Annotated in this window: 14 protein-coding genes; all 14 read left to right on the top strand. The window is 31.1% G+C overall.

Annotated features, from left to right (window positions below; all coding sequences use genetic code 11):
- The first annotated feature begins 50 nt into the window (after positions 1–50).
- The 14 genes from ftsY to radC all read left to right on the top strand — a co-directional run bounded on the left by ftsY (position 51) and on the right by radC (position 17,144).
- The gene (ftsY, locus tag B5X49_RS02580; protein WP_045749612.1) at positions 51–1,007 is read left to right on the top strand and encodes a signal recognition particle-docking protein FtsY; all 957 of its coding nucleotides are present in this window, start codon (positions 51–53) and stop codon (positions 1,005–1,007) included.
- Entirely contained in the window at positions 1,007–1,321 is a 315-nt protein-coding gene (gene ylxM / locus B5X49_RS02575) for a YlxM family DNA-binding protein (protein ID WP_045749611.1), read from the top strand. The genes ftsY and ylxM overlap by 1 nt, the downstream gene beginning before the upstream one ends.
- A complete protein-coding gene (gene ffh / locus B5X49_RS02570) occupies positions 1,318–2,724 on the top strand; it encodes a signal recognition particle protein (RefSeq protein ID WP_373422623.1) in 1,407 nt (468 codons plus the stop codon). The genes ylxM and ffh overlap by 4 nt, the downstream gene beginning before the upstream one ends.
- 124 nt (positions 2,725–2,848) lie before the next feature.
- Positions 2,849–5,494 carry a DNA polymerase I gene (gene polA / locus B5X49_RS02565; RefSeq protein ID WP_045749609.1) on the top strand — a complete coding sequence of 882 codons (2,646 nt, stop codon included), beginning with the start codon at positions 2,849–2,851 and terminating at the stop codon, positions 5,492–5,494.
- A 9-nt stretch (positions 5,495–5,503) separates the two neighbouring features.
- Positions 5,504–6,871, top strand: coding sequence for a DNA-formamidopyrimidine glycosylase (mutM, locus tag B5X49_RS02560; protein WP_052670095.1), 1,368 nt, complete (start codon positions 5,504–5,506; stop codon positions 6,869–6,871).
- Positions 6,868–8,058, top strand: coding sequence for a DnaD domain protein (locus tag B5X49_RS02555; protein ID WP_045749608.1), 1,191 nt, complete (start codon positions 6,868–6,870; stop codon positions 8,056–8,058). The genes mutM and B5X49_RS02555 overlap by 4 nt, the downstream gene beginning before the upstream one ends.
- Entirely contained in the window at positions 8,055–8,852 is a 798-nt protein-coding gene (locus B5X49_RS02550; protein ID WP_052670092.1) for an ATP-binding protein, read from the top strand. The genes B5X49_RS02555 and B5X49_RS02550 overlap by 4 nt, the downstream gene beginning before the upstream one ends.
- A gap of 285 nt (positions 8,853–9,137) precedes the next feature.
- Positions 9,138–11,066 carry a threonine--tRNA ligase gene (thrS, locus tag B5X49_RS02545; protein ID WP_045749607.1) on the top strand — a complete coding sequence of 643 codons (1,929 nt, stop codon included), beginning with the start codon at positions 9,138–9,140 and terminating at the stop codon, positions 11,064–11,066.
- A gap of 127 nt (positions 11,067–11,193) precedes the next feature.
- Entirely contained in the window at positions 11,194–12,099 is a 906-nt protein-coding gene (locus tag B5X49_RS02540) for an ABC transporter ATP-binding protein (protein ID WP_045749606.1), read from the top strand.
- A complete protein-coding gene (locus B5X49_RS02535) occupies positions 12,086–13,468 on the top strand; it encodes an ABC transporter permease (RefSeq protein ID WP_045749605.1) in 1,383 nt (460 codons plus the stop codon). The genes B5X49_RS02540 and B5X49_RS02535 overlap by 14 nt, the downstream gene beginning before the upstream one ends.
- Positions 13,461–14,453, top strand: coding sequence for a P-loop NTPase (locus tag B5X49_RS02530; protein WP_045749604.1), 993 nt, complete (start codon positions 13,461–13,463; stop codon positions 14,451–14,453). The genes B5X49_RS02535 and B5X49_RS02530 overlap by 8 nt, the downstream gene beginning before the upstream one ends.
- Positions 14,454–14,466: 13 nt before the next feature.
- The gene (locus B5X49_RS02525; RefSeq protein WP_045749603.1) at positions 14,467–15,741 is read left to right on the top strand and encodes a hypothetical protein; all 1,275 of its coding nucleotides are present in this window, start codon (positions 14,467–14,469) and stop codon (positions 15,739–15,741) included.
- Positions 15,742–16,431, top strand: coding sequence for a DUF6320 domain-containing protein (locus B5X49_RS02520; protein WP_045749602.1), 690 nt, complete (start codon positions 15,742–15,744; stop codon positions 16,429–16,431).
- 50 nt (positions 16,432–16,481) lie between these two features.
- Positions 16,482–17,144, top strand: a complete 663-nt coding sequence (radC, locus tag B5X49_RS02515; protein WP_045749601.1) for a RadC family protein — start codon at positions 16,482–16,484, stop codon at positions 17,142–17,144.
- Positions 17,145–17,163 lie beyond the last annotated feature (19 nt).

Genomic DNA, 17,163 nt, shown 5'->3' with positions numbered 1-17,163 from the left:
TAAAGCCCATTTTATGTTAAAATAGTAAGGATTATAAAGGATGTGAACATATGGGTTTTTTTGCAAGATTATTCAAAAAGAAACCAAAAAATGATAAGTATCAAATGGGTTTACATAAAAGTAAACAGTCATTTGATAATTTAAAGAAATTGTTAGATGAATCTCATGATATTAATGATGATTTGTTTGACGCAATTGAAGATTTATTGATATCTGCAGATATTGGAGTAGAAACTGTTCTACATTTCACAAATGAACTTAGAAAAGAAGTCGAACATCAAAAATTTAGTCAGCCTTCTGAGATTAGTTCAATCATTGTTGATAAACTATTTGAAATATATTTAAAAGACGAATTTGTAGATACAACACTGAAATATGTTGAAGGCGATGTGAACGTTTATTTATTTGTTGGAGTCAATGGAGTAGGAAAAACAACAACGATTGGTAAACTAGCTAAACAGTATAAAGACCAAGGTAAAAAGGTCTTAATGGTTGCAGGAGATACATTCCGTGCAGGTGCTATTGAACAGTTAAGAGAGTGGAGCCTTAGAGCTAAAGTTGATTTTTTTTCAAAAGAAGCTCAAACCGATCCTTCAAGTGTCATTTTTGAAGCTTTAAACAAAGCTAAAAATGAAAATTATGATTTGGTATTGATTGACACAGCAGGTAGATTACAAAACAAGATAAATTTAATGAATGAATTATCAAAAATGAAACGTGTGATTGAAAAAGTAATTCCAGAAGGTGCGAATGAAACCTTATTGGTTATTGATGCAACAACCGGTCAAAATGGAATGAATCAAGCACAAGTATTTAATGAAGCAACCGATCTTTCAGGTATTGTCTTAACTAAATTAGATGGTACAGCTAAAGGTGGTATTGTTTTAGCAATTAGACATCTATATAACTTACCAATTAAATATGTTGGATTAGGTGAAAAGATTGATGATTTGGTACCATTTGATATTGAGGATTACATTTATAATCTATTTAAAGGATTCTTCTAATGGAACAAATAGAAAAAATTGAGTATTTGAATCATCTTTTTAGTTATTATGGTGTATTATTAACCGATAAACAAAGAGAATATTTTACCAATTACTATCACTTAGATCTTTCTTTATTTGAGATTGCTGAAAGTTTTGGTGTGTCTAGAAATGCAGTATTCGATCAACTCAAAAAAACTGAACAACATTTATTGGATTTCGAACAAAAATTAGGATTATTCAAGTTAAGTCAAAAAAGAATTGATTTGATTGAAAAATATGTTAAAACTCAAGATATGAAATATATTGAAGAACTTAGAAAGTTGGATGAATAATGGCAAATTCATTATCAGATCGTTTACAAATGTTTGTCAGACGTGCAACAGGTAGAGGACGTCTGACAGAAAAAGATATCGAAGAAATGATGAGAGAAGTACGTCTTTCACTTTTAGAAGCCGATGTTAATTTTAAAATTGTAAAAGAATTTACGAATAACGTTAAAGAACAAGCTTTAGGAGAAAAAATCCTAAGTGGTTTAAATCCAGGTCAACAAGTTGTAAAAATTGTTCATGATGAATTAAAACGTGTCATGGGTGATGAATCGGTTGGACTTATTTATGCAAATACAGGTATGTCAACAATTATGACCATTGGTTTACAAGGGTCAGGTAAAACAACCGCTATTGGTAAATTAGGATTATGGATTCGAAAAAAAGATAAGAAAAATGTGATGTTTATTGCTGCAGACGTTTATAGACCTGCTGCAATCGACCAACTTAAAACATTAGGTAAAGGTTTAGGAATTCATGTTTATGATGAGGGCATTAAAGATGCTAGAGTCATTGTTAAAAATGGTTTAAAATATGCAAAAGACAATCAATATGATGTTGTCATTGTCGATACTGCAGGTCGTTTAACGATTGATTCTGACATGATGCAAGAACTTAAAGATGTTAAAGACATTTTAAAACCTAATGAAGTATTACTAACTGTGGATGCGATGATGGGACAAGAAGCTGCAAATGTAGCTAAATCATTCCATGATCAAATTGGTGCTACAGGTGTCATTTTAACTAAGATGGATGGTGATACCCGAGGGGGTGCTGCATTATCCATTCGAGAAATTTCAAATATTCCAATTAAATTCGCAAGTAGCGGAGAAAAAATGGATAGTTTAGAAGCGTTTCATCCAGAACGTATGGCATCTAGAATATTAGGTATGGGTGACATGCTTACTTTAATTGAAGAAGTAACATCCAATATTGATGAAGATGAAGCAAAATCAATGATGGAAAAAATGATGAGCGATAGTTATAACTACTTAGACCTTCAAAAACAATTTAAAATGATTAAAAGAATGGGATCTATTTCTAAGATACTAGGATTTATTCCAGGTCTTGGTAAAATGAAAGAAGCCATTTCACAAGTCGATGATAAGCAATTTGACCGTGTGAATGTTATTATTCAAAGTATGACTGAAGAAGAAAGAAAATATCCAGAACTCATTGATAAATCATCCAGACGACGTGAAAGAGTTGCAAAAGGTGCCGGTGTATCAGTTTCTGATGTGAATCGTTTAAGAGAATCACTTGTTCAACAAAAGCAAATGATGAAACAAATGTCACAAATGGATGAAAAACAAATTGAGCGTTTACAAAAAAACCCTCAAGGTTTCCAACCACCTCAAGCCAAGGTTAAAAAAGGTAAAGGTAAAGGAAAAGGCGGGTTCCGATTTTAAAATCTAAAAGGTAGATTCTTTTGAGAACTACCTTTCATTCTATTTAGAAAAGTTTTCCACAAATATTGTGGGAAATTATTCTAAATATGTATGTTAAAATAACAATTAAGAAGAGGGGAAAGACATGAAACATATTACTTTAGTGGATGGAAATTCCATATTATTTAGAGCATATTACGCCACTGCATATCCCGGAGCTAAGGTTTTACAAACATCAAGCGGTATTTATACAAATGCTGTTTTTGCATTTAGCGGGATGATTGATAAAATTATTGAACTCTCCAATAGTCACATGTTGATTGCATTTGATACTGGAGAACCAACACATAGACATTTATCCTATGAAGGATATAAAGCGGGTCGTAAGGAAATGCCTGAGGAATTAGGTAGTCAAATTCCCTTAATTCATGAATTAATTAAGCATTTAGGTATTAAAGAATTTTCGCTTCCAGGATATGAAGCAGATGATATAATTGGAACACTAGCAAGATTAGCAGATGAATCAGGTTATAAAGTGGATGTATATTCATCGGATAGAGATTTACTACAACTTGTTAATTCAAATATTACAGTACATTTACTTAAAAAAGGAATGCAAGTTGTTGAAAGTTATACGCCTGAATCACTTCTTGAAAGATATGGTTTATCACATGAACAGTTTATTGATTTGAAAGCGCTCATGGGCGATGCATCTGATAATATTCCAGGTGTTCCTGGAGTCGGTGAAAAAACTGCTGTAAAACTCTTACAAGAATATCAAACATTAGAAAATATTTTAGAAAATGCAACTCAAGTTAAGGGTAAACTTGGAGAAAAGTTAGTAGAATTCAAAGAACAAGCACTTTTTTCTAAAGTATTATCAACTATTGATACAAACACACCACTCCCATTTGGTTTAGAAGCAACCCAAAGAATGGATGTTTTAGAAGATGACTTGCTTAATTTTTATAAACGTTTAGAGTTAAAACAACTTGTTATTACATATAATAAGAAAAATCCTACAACAAACGAAGATAAACCAATTAAAATAGAAGATTTTAAAGTCGATTTGATTGAGGATGAAAAAACACTTGAAAGTATTTTAAAATCAGATTTATCTTTATATTTTGAATTATCAACTTTCAATTATCATAAAGCGGATTTATGGGGTATTGGATTATCGACTGGATCAAAACATTACTTTGTTTCAAGTGAATTGGCTTTAGGAAGTCCTTCATTTAAAGATTATTTATCCAACCCATCCTATAAAAAATCAGTTTATGATTATAAAGCGATGAAAGTATTTTTAAAGTGGAAAGATTTAACTTTAGAAGGTGTAGATTTTGACTTATTACTTGCAGCATATATTGTAAAATCTAGTATTGGTAAAGAAGATTTTACAGCGGTTGCACAGCTATTTGACATCAACGATTTGGCATATGATGAAGAGATTTACGGTAAAGGTGCTAAAAAAGGGTTACCACTGATTTCTGATTTATATGAATCTCATATAGCTAAAAAAGCATTTATTATTCATAAATTAAAAGCAGTTACTTTAAACATACTTAAAGAACGTGAACAAACAAGTTTATTAAATGATGTAGAACTTCCTTTAAGTGATGTCATTGCAGATATGGAATATCAAGGTTTATTGGTGGACCCATTAGAACTAGAAGAACAAACTCAAGCAATCAGTCAAAGAATTTCTGTATTAAAAGAGAAAATATTGGAATTAGCAGGTGTTGATTTTAATATCGATTCGCCTAAACAATTAGGAGACGTTTTATTCGAACATCTAGGGCTACCCAACGGTAAAAAAACAAAAACAGGATATTCAACAGATATTGAAGTATTAAATTATTTGATGGATCGACATCCAATCATTGAACATATTGTGAATTACCGCCAATTAACAAAACTATATTCAACATATCTTATAGGAATTAAAGATTCTATATTTAAAGATCAAAAAGTACATACCATATTTAATCAAGCATTAACACTTACTGGTAGATTATCAAGTTTAGAACCTAATCTACAAAATATCCCAATTCGAACAGAAGAAGGACGATTAATTCGTAAAGTGTTTGTTCCTGGTGAAGGAAATTACTTATTAGGTGCGGACTATTCACAAATTGAACTGAGAGTATTAGCAGATATGGCTAATGTTAAAAATCTTCAAACAGCATTTATAGAGGGTGAAGACATTCATACATCAACAGCTAAAAATGTTTTTCACGTCGATGTTGTTGATAGTGAACAAAGAAGACGTGCAAAAGCAGTTAACTTTGGAATTATTTATGGAATAGGACCTTGGAGTTTAAGTGAAGATATTGGTGTAACAGTTAAAGAGGCTGAAAGCTTTATTACAAGATATTTAGAAGTTTATCCAGAAATTAAAGAATATATGACCAATATTGTTGAGTTTGCTAAAACACATGGTTATGTAGAAACAATTTTAAAGAGAAGACGTTATATTCCTGAATTATCCAGTAAAGTTTATGCATTAAGAGAATTTGGTAAACGTACGAGTTTAAATGCACCAATTCAAGGAAGTGCTGCAGATATTATTAAACTTGCGATGATTAAGTTACATGCATATTTAAAAGACAATCAGAAACAATCTAAACTGATTTTACAAGTACATGATGAATTAATCCTTGAAGTTGTTCCAGGAGAATTAGAAGAGATGAAGGAAGTTGTACCTCGTATTATGCAAGATGCATATCCACTCAAGGTGAGTTTAAAAACATCTTGTGATGTAGGGAAAACGTGGTATGAACTCAAGTAAGAGGTAGATATGCCAGAATTACCTGAAGTTGAAAGTATTAGAAAAAATTTAGAGGCAGTCATTCAAGGTGATACGATTGAACGTATCACTGTTTACTATCGTCCAATCGTTTCAAATGATGAATCGTTTGAAACGAAATTGATGAATCAAACCATTCATCAAATTGGTAGAGAAGCTAAATATTTAAAGTTTATATTGGATGATTATTGTTTAATCTCTCATCTTCGAATGGAAGGTAAGTATTTGGTTGATGAACCTATTACAAAACATACACATGTAGTGTTTCACTTAAAGAGTGGTCATATACTGCAATATCAAGACACCAGAAAATTTGGACGTTTTGAATGTGTACCTATTGAAGCAAGCAATACATATTTAAACCTTAAAAAAGGATTAGCTAAAGACCCAGATCAAATGACAGATGAAGCGTTTTATGATGCGATTAAAAATCAAAGAAGATCAATCAAAGAATTGTTGTTAGATCAAAAAATCATTGGTGGAATTGGCAATATCTATGCTAATGAAATATTATATTTAGCTCAAATGCATCCTGCAAGAAAAGGGTTAACGATATCAAAAGAACAATCAGATCTTATTTTAAAACATGCGAAAGAAGTTATTTTACTTGCAACAAAACTAGGTGGTTCAACAATAGATACTTTCGAGTCCTTAGGACATAAAGGGCAATTTCAGCAACATCTAAATGTGCATGGGAAAACATCTGAAACATGTAAAATATGTGGTAGTACCATCCAAAAAGTTCAATTTAAAGGCAGAGGTACTTATTATTGCCCGGGTTGTCAACCATCTATTACAATCGGCTTAACCGGTGGTATAGCTAGTGGTAAAACAACAGCTTCCAATTATTTAAAAAAACTAGGGTTTATGGTCATTGACTCTGATCATATAGTTAAAGAGCTATATGAGAAAAAAGAAGTTATAGATTTAATTAGTAAACAATTTGATGTATTAGAGTTTGGATTTATCAATAAAAAGAAACTCGCACAAATTATTTTTAAACAACCAAAAGCCAAAAAGAAACTAGAATCTATTTTACATCCTTTAGTATTTGAAGCGATAGATGTACTTAAGCATCAAGCTTTTGAACATTTGATATTTATTGATATGCCACTTTTATTTGAAGTGGGTTATCAAGATATTGATTATAGTCTATTAATTTATACGAAACCTTCAACGCAGTTAAAACGATTGATCGATAGAGACTTTTTAACAGAAAGTGATGCACTTTCAAGGATCAAGAGTCAAATGTCCATTTTGAAGAAAAAGAAATTAGCAAATCACGTTATTGAAAATGAAAAAGATATCCTTGATCTTTATCAAAACATGAATACATATTTAAGAGAGGTTCTCTCATGAAGAATAAACAAACATTTACAGTCATAACTCAATCTGCATTATCCAGTGATGAATGGAAAGTTTTAGGACTTTTATATCAACCTGTGATGGGATATTTAGCATTTTCTATGTATCATACGTTTTATCATTTACTGAATCAAAAGAATTACCAGTCTCAAACATTTACCAAAGAGTTCATTTTAGAATTACTCAATATTAAATCAGACCAATTCAAAGAGGCTTTAGAAAAACTCGAGGCGCTTAATTTACTGAATAGTTTTAATCATGAAGATCATTTTGTATTTCAATTAAAAACACCACTCTCACCAAGAGGGTTTATTCAAGATACAGTCTTAGGACAATTTCTTAAAGCTGAAATTGGTCAAAAAATGTATTTAGCATTAACAGAATTATTTAAAGTTGAAAAGTTTGATTTAACCAATTATGTAGAAACAACAAAAACATTTGATGATATCTTTAATTTTGTTCCAAGTAATCATTACAGTGATACGGATGTTTATTTAGGTAAAAAGAATAATTTAGGTGCACAAATTAAAAAACAAATCGATTTTGATCAATTTATAGAAAGATTACCGGATCGTTGTAAGAAACCAATTCTATTTTGGTGGAAAACAGAAGAAACGATTCAAAAGCTTGTCTTTATATATCAATTAACAATGGATGAGATTGTGGACCTTTATTTAAAAACAGTTATGCCAAGTGGTGAAATTGATTTATCAAATCTCTCATTTAAAGCTCAAAACTTATATCAAAATAAGAAACAAAGTCTTCCAGTTGTCTCCATGCAAAAAGAATTAAGTGGGTCAGAGGAACAAATTAAACAATTAAAAGAATTCTCACCAATGAGAATTGTTGAAATGTATGTTAAAGATGATTATCAAATGATGTCTTCTGATACAATTATGCAACTTCTTGAAAGAAACCAAGTTGAAGTAGGCGTTATTAATGCTTTATTATTACATATCCTTAAATTTAAAGAAGGACAATTACCACATATTAATTACTTAGAAAAAGTATTAGAAACATGGATTAAAAATGGTGTGAGAACTACAGAGGATGCATATCATAAGGTACTCAGTCAAGCAACTCCAGAACAAAAGACAAAAACTCAAAGTAAGAAGAATCCTGAATGGGTTGATAACTATTTAGATGAGTTAAAAGCATTGGAGGAATCTTATAATAAATGAAATTAGAAATGATTAGAAGTATTGTTGAAAAAGACAATGAACTGAATAAAATGAATATTCAAGATCAAGATCTTTTGGTTGCTTTTCAATATATCATGCAACGCGATCAAAATGATTTAAAAGATTTCTATCCTAAACTGGTTTTAAAACCATATGCACATATTGCATATATACCTACAAAAGAAAAAGTTATGTATGATTCCACAAGAAAACTACGTAGTTATTTAGAAATATTTGAATCAGATATTTATATATCGGATGCAACTTTAGATGATTTTATCATTGAAGATGATATTCATGAAAAAGCAATTAAATATGCTAAGAGTTTGATTCATAAAAAAGATACATTCTATAAGGGGTTATTTTTAGTCGGACCATATGGTTCTGGTAAAAGTTATTTATTATCTGGACTTGCTAATGATTTGACAAAATCCGGAGTGGATGTGGTTTATGTATTTGTACCAGATCTTATAAGAAGTATTAAAACATCGATTGGGTCTGATATGCTTGAAAAGAAGATTAATATATTAAAACGAGCAGACTGTCTGATCTTAGATGATTTAGGGGGAGAAAATTTATCTGTTTGGTTTAGAGATGAAGTTTTATTACCTATTTTACATTACAGATTAAATGCAAAACTACCTGTTCATATTTCATCCAACCTCTTTTATACGAAACTAGCAGATGCTTTAAAAACAGAAAAGGAAGATTCTGTTAAAGTCATGCGTATTATTAAACGTATACAAGATTTAACAGAACCTTTTGTATTCACAAAAGTGTTCAAAAAAGATTGATTTTTTAAATTATTAGAGTAAAATATCATATAGGCGTTAATAAAGGACATGATTTAAGAAAACAAAAAAGCGATGTAAGAATGGTGAAAGCTTACAACAAAACTTAAATTACCACCTTTGTAGCTGACTTAAACCAATAAGTCCGTCGAGTCTAGCGTTAATAGACAATGAAGTGCAATGGATTATATTTACAATCATTGAACTAAGGTGGTACCGCGGAAATTATATTTCGTCCTTATGTGTTTTTACACATAAGGACATTTTTATTTTAAGGAGGATTTATCCATGATACAAATTAAATTTATGGACGGAAACGTTCGTTCATACGAAAAAGGAATAAGCGTTATTGAGGTAGCTAAAAGCTTATCTATCTCTTTAGCGAAAAAAGTTATTGCAGCTAAGTTTAATGGGAACTTTATTGAAATCAACAGAGCATTATTAGAAGATGGTGAACTAATTTTATTAACTAAGGAAGATAGTGATAGTTTTAATGTTTTAAATCACTCTGCTGCGCATTTACTCGCTCAAGCAATTCATCTTTTATATCCATCAGCAAATTTTGGTGTAGGACCTGCAATTGAAGAAGGTTTTTACTATGATGTAGACTTTAAAGATCAAACATTTACAGACCAAGATTTATTAACATTAGAAAAGAAAATGAAAGAACTTGCTAAAAAGGATTTTTCAATCGAAAGACTTGAAGTATCTTACGAAGAAGCTGTCCAAGTGTTTTCACATGACCCTTATAAACTAGAACTTATAGAACAATATAAAGATACTCAGTTATCTTTATATCGTCAAGGTGAGTTTGTGGATCTTTGCCGCGGAGGTCATGTACCTTCCACACGTTTTATTGAACATTTTAAACTTTTAAGTATTGCAGGTGCTTATTGGAAAGGGGATGCAAAGAATAAACAACTGGTTCGTATTTATGGCGTTGCATTCTTCACAAAAGAAGCACTGGATGCACATTTAAACTTACTTGAGGAAAGAAAACAAAGAGATCACCGTAAAATAGGTAAAGATTTAGATATCTTTATGGTCAACCAAGAAGTGGGTTCTGGTCTACCATTTTGGTTACCTAAAGGGGCAACCATCAGAAGACTGATTGAAAGATATATTGTAGATAAAGAAATTGAGTTAGGGTATCTACATGTTTATACACCGATTATGGCTAATGTTGATTTTTATAAACAAAGTGGACACTGGGATCATTATCATGAAAACATGTACCCTCCAATGGACTTAGGTGATGGAGAGTTATTGGTTTTAAGACCGATGAACTGTCCGCATCATATGATGATTTATAAAAAGGATTTACACTCCTACCGTGAATTACCAATTCGCCTAGCTGAACTAGGTATGATGCACCGTTATGAAAAATCAGGTGCATTAAGTGGTTTACAGCGTGTAAGAGAAATGACTTTAAATGATGCCCATATCTTTGTAAGACCGGATCAAATTAAAGAAGAATTTATGCGTGTTGTTCATTTAATCGTTGAAGTATATAAAGATTTCAACATTACAGATTATTCCTTCAGATTAAGTTATAGAGACCCATTAAATACAGAAAAGTATTTTGATGATGATCAAATGTGGCAACGTGCTGAATCTGAATTAAAACATGTTATGGATGAAATGAAATTACCGTATAAAGAAGCTATTGGTGAGGCAGCATTCTATGGACCTAAGCTGGATATCCAAGTGAAAACTGCTTTAGGTATGGAAGAAACATTATCCACAGTTCAATTAGACTTCTTATTACCTGAACGTTTTGACTTAACTTATGTTGGCGAAGATGGTAAGAACAATCATCGACCTGTCGTCATTCACCGTGGTGTAGTTTCTACCATGGAAAGATTTGTTGCTTATTTAATTGAAGAATATAAAGGAAGCTTCCCATTATGGTTAGCACCTGTTCAATTAAAGTTTATACCAGTTTCCTTAGAACATCATAAAGACTATGTCATGGAGTTACATGAATCATTTAGTAAATTAGGATTTAGGGTAGAATCAGACTTTAGAAATGAAAAATTAGGATATAAGATTAGAGAAGCTCAAACTCAAAAAATACCGTACCAACTCGTCGTAGGGGATAATGAAGTCCAAACACATACCATTACTTATAGACCGTATGGTTCTGTTGAACAAGTCAACATCAAGATAGATGATTTCATTGCTTTATTACGCAATCGAATTGATTCTAAAAAATAATGAATGAAAACCTTAGTAGATGATATACTAAGGTTTTTTTGATATCAAAAATTTATCCGTGGATATGAGTTTGTGGTATCATAGATGTAGAAAAACTTAAAGATAATTAGATAGATAGGAGAAAACAATGCTAGAGGTAAAAAACGTCACACTTAAATATGGTGATTTTGTTGCAGTGGATAATCTCTCCTTTGAAGTAGAAAAAGGAGAAATATTTGGTTTGCTTGGTACGAATGGTGCAGGTAAGACAACTACATTTAGAACCATTATGGGTTTACTTTATCCAAGTAGTGGATATGTACGATATGAAGGGGAATTTGTATCATATCAAACGGTAGATAAAATTGGATATATGATTGAGGAAAGAAGTTTATTAACGAAACTTACGGTTAAGGATTTAATGCTTTATTTTGGTCAATTAAAAAATGTAGAAGCAAAAACAATTTTAGAAAGACTGGATTACTGGCTAAAACGTTTTGATATAACCGATTATAAAAATAAAAAAATTAAAGAATTGTCTAAAGGTAATCAACAAAAAATTCAGTTTATTAGTGCACTCATCAATGAACCTTCTTTACTGGTATTAGATGAACCATTTAGTGGGTTAGATGTTATCAATATTGAATTATTTGTTGAAGTCATTAGAGAATATCAAAAGAAGGGATGTACCATCATCTTCTCATCTCATCAAATTGATCATGTTGAAAGTTTTTGTGAAAGACTTGTAGTCTTACAAAAGGGTAAGAGCGTGATTTCAGGATTAATTAAAGATGTGAAAAAAGAATTTAAAAAACATAATATCAAAATTATTGTTGATGGTTTTGATCCAAAAGAGGTATTAAAAATCGATGGTGTTTTAGATGTCATTGAAAACTCCAATGAATGGATTGTAAAAACACGAGAAGAATCTGTTTCAAAAGATGTTTTTAATTATGTCAAACAACTCGATAATATTAAAAAATATGATGTTGAGGAAGCAACACTCTCTGAAATATTTATTGCGAAAGTAGGTAAAAAGTATGAAGAAGCTTAAGTATTTAATTCAATATGGTTTAAAGAAGAGACTTTTTACCAAAGCGTTTTATATTTCAACTGCTGTAATTGGCGTATTACTCATTGGTATAACCTTACTACCAACAATTATTCTTAACTTTACAGACCCAAATCAAGGTGAGTTATTAGAAGATGAAGTTTTAATTGTTAATACAACCACTTATGATGTTGGAAATGCAGATTTTACCAATTATATTATTACAGGAACCAATGCTGTAATCAATCAATTAGGGTATGATAACCAAGTAAGCTTTTTAAGAAGTGAAGACCCACTGGATGTTCCAAGTGATAATTACTATAATGAAGCACATAGTGAACAAGCATTAATTTATATTTACCGTGTTCAAGTAAGACCTGGAGATCCTGTTAATGATGATTTATTTGAGGTTCGAGTTAAGGTTTATAACAGAGGTATCAACTCAGGATTACTAGAAGTCATTCAAATGCATTTATCAGAACTTCAACGATTAAAATATAAAATAGACCATCCACAATTAGAACCAACACTCATTCAAGATTTACGACCTGAATTTGTTGTAAATCCAAATATCAGTGATGGTGTGGATCAAGAAATACTTGCTGCATTATCTCCAATGTTAATTATTCCAATATTTATCTTAATTACGATTGGTCTACAATTCGTAGGTACAGAAATCATGGAAGAGAAATCTACAAAAGCTATTGAAATTATTATTGCTTCTGTGCCACCTAGAACCCACTTTTTTGCAAAAGTACTATCCGTTATGATTTTCTTAGTTATTCAGTTATTTATTTATGTATTATTTGGAATGATAGGATATGGACTAAATGAAATTATTGCAGGAGGTCAGGTAAGTTCTGGTGGTAGTTGGAATATGATCTTAGGTGTGATCGCACCGATTGTCTTACCAACCTTAATACTGACTTTAATATGTTCGATTTTAGGTGCCTTAATTTATTGTATTATTGGTGCATTTGTTGCATCACTTGCAGTCAATCAAGAAGATTATCAGTCTATACAAACACCTGTAATGATGATTCTATTATTCTCATATATGGGTGGTATTATTGCAGGAGCTTCACAATTTAAAGAATTACTATTAATATTTGCTTATGTACCTTTCTCTGCACCACTGGTTATACCTGTTGCTTTCATGTCTGGATATATCGGGTTGGTAGAAGCAAGTATTGGTATTGTTATTCTTTTAATATCTACAGTACTTTTAATGATGGTATTTACACCACTTTACCGTGCAAGTATTTTATCCTATGACCAATCTTCATTAATTAAACGTATCAAAAACACATACAAAACAGCAAAAGTTTTAAAACAAAACCAAAAGATGCATGAGGAAAATCATATTGACTAATTTAGAATTATTGATAGAAGAAATTCAACAACTAAAAGATCCAAGTCTTGGTATTACTTTAAAGGAATCCAGTGGATTATTAGGTCATGAGTTTAACGATCAAGTCCTAGATTTAAAAATAGCTATAAAAAATCGTAAAAAGGATGAATCCACTTTAAAACTTGATATTGCTAGACTTGTAAAAATTAAATATCAAATTCCAGGACTTAGAATTGAATTCTTCGATTCTAAGTTTAAACTTGATAATGAAGAAAAAATAACTTATATTGGTGTGATATCTGGAAAAGGTGGCGTAGGTAAATCCAGTGTTTCTGCGAACTTAGCTCTAGCGATTTCAAGACTTGGATTTAAAGTAGGTATCATTGATACCGATGTATATGGTTCGAGTATTCCAAGTATATTTAAACTTCCTATAGAACCACTGGATACCACAGAAGATGATGAAATCATTCCTGCATTATATGGAGATATTCAAGTTATTAGCCCTGAATTTTTTATGCCTAAAAATCAACCACTGATGTGGCGTGGTCCTATGTTGGGTAAACTTATTACACATTTTTTTAAGAGTGTATGTTGGGATCCTGAAACAAAGTATATCATTATGGATTTACCACCAGGAACAGGAGATATTCAACTTGATGTACAAACATTTGTTCCTGAAAGTCCAATGATTATTGTAACAACACCACATCCTAATGCCAGTCATGTGGCGTTAAAGGCTGGTTTAGGTGCTATGGAAATAGGACATCCGATTCTTGGTGTTGTTGAGAATATGAGTTATTATTATAATGACTGTCGACAAGAAAAGGATTATATATTTGGTCAAGGTGGTGGGCACATGGTTGCTGATGCATTAAAGACATCCGTTCTCATTGAAATACCAATTAATCAACCGCTTAATCCTGAGTCTTTTTTATATGATTTAGAGGATATGAATGGTAAACTATATTTAGCACTTGCTAAAAAAATATTAGAAAAGTTATAAATGAGGTTTTAAATTGGCTAAATTAAGAAAGTTCTATGATTTAGATAACGCTGCAAAGATATTTCCTGTGGTTGCGAATGAATCTAGAAGTTATATGTTTAGATTGTCCATTGTCTTTAAAGAGTTAATTGATCCTGAATTACTCAAAATAGCTCTTGTTAAGACAACTAGACGTTTTAAACATTTAAATGTTCGCATTCGTAAAGGACTCTTTTGGTACTACTTTGAGGAGAATTTAAAAGAGCCATTTCCAATGCTTGAAAATGGATTAATTAATCCATATCTGTATTTTAAAGAGAATAATGATTTTTTATTTAGAACACTTTACTACAAAGAACGTTTGAGTGTGGAGTTTTTCCATGCACTTACAGATGGAAAAGGTGCATTAGAGTTTATTAACTCATTGGCATATGAATATTTGACTTTAAAGGGTTATAACATTGATCCTGAGGATTTAGTCATTCGTGCGGATGCTGCCGGTAGTTATCAAGAAGTAGAAGATGAATTTAAAAAACTTTATCATAAACAAAAAATAACATCCACTAAAGAACCTAAAGCATATCATTTAACTGGAACTTATTATGCCAATCATTATAATGCTGTTATGAATGCTTATATTGATGTAGAAAACATTAAAGCCGTTGCTAAAAACTTTGGAGCAACCATATCTGAGTATTTGGTTGCAGTAAGTATTTTAGCAATCAAAAGATCCGGTGGTCAAAAACAGTATAAACATTTGTTAAGAGTCTTTATACCTGTGAATATGAGACAATTCTATCCAAGCATTACATTAAGAAATTTTGCAAGTTTTGTAAGAGTTAATTATGATTTAAACCAACAAGAACAAGAATTAAAAGACATTATTATGTTGGTTAAATCTGAAATGAAAAAAGAGTTAGACCCAGACTTAATGTTAAATCGTATCATTCAAAATGTACGATATGAACAAAATCCATTCTTAAGATTAACACCTTTATTTGTCAAAATACTTGCTATGAGAAGTGTGTATGGCATGATTGGTGAGGCTTTAAATTCATTTGATATATCCAATTTAGGTCAAGTGATATTACCTAAAGATATGCAACCCTTTATATCACATTATCAGTTTACAATTGCAACCTCTAATGATACGCCAAAAGCTTTATCAGTAGTTACTTATAATGGTACATTAACCTTGTCATTTATTTCTAAAATGATTGAGCGTGACTTTGAGAAAGCATTCTTTGAAATACTTGGTGAACATCAAATTAAATCCTATATTGAATCCAATAATTGGGAGGTAATTTAAATGAAATACTGCAAAAAATGTCATACATATTACCACCATGATATTAAACTCTGCGATGTATGTGGCAGATCATTAGTAGAAACAGATTTTAAATCTAAACTAGTTACTCAAGGATATCCTGAAGTTAAAGTTTTAAAAGAAACAAGTCGATTCATTATGAAAATATTTAGTATGATATCGATAGGAATCAGCGTTTTATTAGTCGTTGTGAACTGGATGACTTATAGTGATTATCCGACACTTTGGAGTTTACTCGCTATAGGACCGATTGCTTATGCTTGGTTGTTGTTATTCCAAGTGGTTATATCGAAACATGATTACCCGACCAAGGTTGTCAGACAAGTATTCTTTATTAGTTTAATCTTAATTGCTGTAGATTTCTTTACGGAATTTCGATCTTGGAGTCTAACCTATGTGATTCCTTTCATGTTAACTACAACAACACTGATACTACCTATTATGATTGCATCTAATCCGGTCAAGTATTATTTACATGTTAGAACACTTTTATTCTTAGTTATTTTAAATCTAAGTATATCAATTCTTGCATTTACAACAAACCTTTGGATTGATACTGCAACTTGGACAGCTGTGATGAGTGGGTTATCAGGAGTATTCTTATTACTTTCAATGTTTGTTTTCGCAAGAAAGACAACATGGAACGAACTGGTTAAAATTTTTAGAATATAAAAGTTAAATGAATCACCTCCTATTACTATAGAGTAAGGAGGTGGTTTTTTATGTTTGAAGATAAACCTAGAGAAAAACTCATAAAGTATGGTGTATCAGTCTTAACAAATGCAGATATTATTGCTTTACTCTTAAGAACTGGAACTAAGAATAGTAATGTATTTGAAATGTCTTTAGAACTCATGAATAGATTATCATCCATACAACATATTCAAAACTTCAAAATTGAAGATTTTAAAGCAATCCCTGGTATTTCAGTTGCAAAGGCTACAACTCTAATTGCAGCGATTGAATTAGGACGTCGGGTATATGAACATAAAAGGGAAGAACAACCTTTTTTAAGAGAGTCTACAGACATTTATAAATTGCTCTATTTAGAGGTTTCTAATTTAGAAAAAGAAAACTTATTTATTCTATGCATTGATATAAAAGGAAGACTTCTCAAAAAAGACCATGTCTATATCGGTACATCCACTGCCATTCATGTTTCTATCAAAGATTTATTCAAATCAGCCATATTGGTAGGTGCTTATGGAATCATCTTAGTACATAACCATCCCAGTGGTGATTCTAGACCGAGTTATTCAGATGATACACTCACAGAAAAATTAAAACAGGCTGGTCAAATGCTCTCAATCGAGGTAGTTGACCACTTAATTATTGGTAAAAATGAATTTTACTCGTATAAAGGAGGGAAAGTCTATAAAATTTGATATAATAAATCAATAAAAG

Origin of the sequence: Acholeplasma oculi (genome assembly GCF_900166985.1) — a bacterium.
Classification (GTDB): Bacteria; Bacillota_I; Bacilli_A; order Acholeplasmatales; family Acholeplasmataceae; genus Acholeplasma; species Acholeplasma oculi.
The sequence above is the reverse complement of the archived record's forward strand: the minus strand, read 5'-3'. Positions and strand labels throughout refer to the sequence as shown.

Bases quoted from the DNA above. Each gene is read 5' to 3' on its own strand.
- ftsY (WP_045749612.1), top strand. From the start codon at position 51: ATGGGTTTTTTTGCAAGATTATTCAAAAAGAAACCAAAAAATGATAAG.
- ylxM (WP_045749611.1), top strand. From the start codon at position 1,007: ATGGAACAAATAGAAAAAATTGAGTATTTGAATCATCTTTTTAGTTAT.
- polA (WP_045749609.1), top strand. From the start codon at position 2,849: ATGAAACATATTACTTTAGTGGATGGAAATTCCATATTATTTAGAGCA.
- mutM (WP_052670095.1), top strand. From the start codon at position 5,504: ATGCCAGAATTACCTGAAGTTGAAAGTATTAGAAAAAATTTAGAGGCA.
- B5X49_RS02555 (WP_045749608.1), top strand. From the start codon at position 6,868: ATGAAGAATAAACAAACATTTACAGTCATAACTCAATCTGCATTATCC.
- B5X49_RS02550 (WP_052670092.1), top strand. From the start codon at position 8,055: ATGAAATTAGAAATGATTAGAAGTATTGTTGAAAAAGACAATGAACTG.
- thrS (WP_045749607.1), top strand. From the start codon at position 9,138: ATGATACAAATTAAATTTATGGACGGAAACGTTCGTTCATACGAAAAA.
- B5X49_RS02540 (WP_045749606.1), top strand. From the start codon at position 11,194: ATGCTAGAGGTAAAAAACGTCACACTTAAATATGGTGATTTTGTTGCA.
- B5X49_RS02535 (WP_045749605.1), top strand. From the start codon at position 12,086: ATGAAGAAGCTTAAGTATTTAATTCAATATGGTTTAAAGAAGAGACTT.
- B5X49_RS02520 (WP_045749602.1), top strand. From the start codon at position 15,742: ATGAAATACTGCAAAAAATGTCATACATATTACCACCATGATATTAAA.
- radC (WP_045749601.1), top strand. From the start codon at position 16,482: ATGTTTGAAGATAAACCTAGAGAAAAACTCATAAAGTATGGTGTATCA.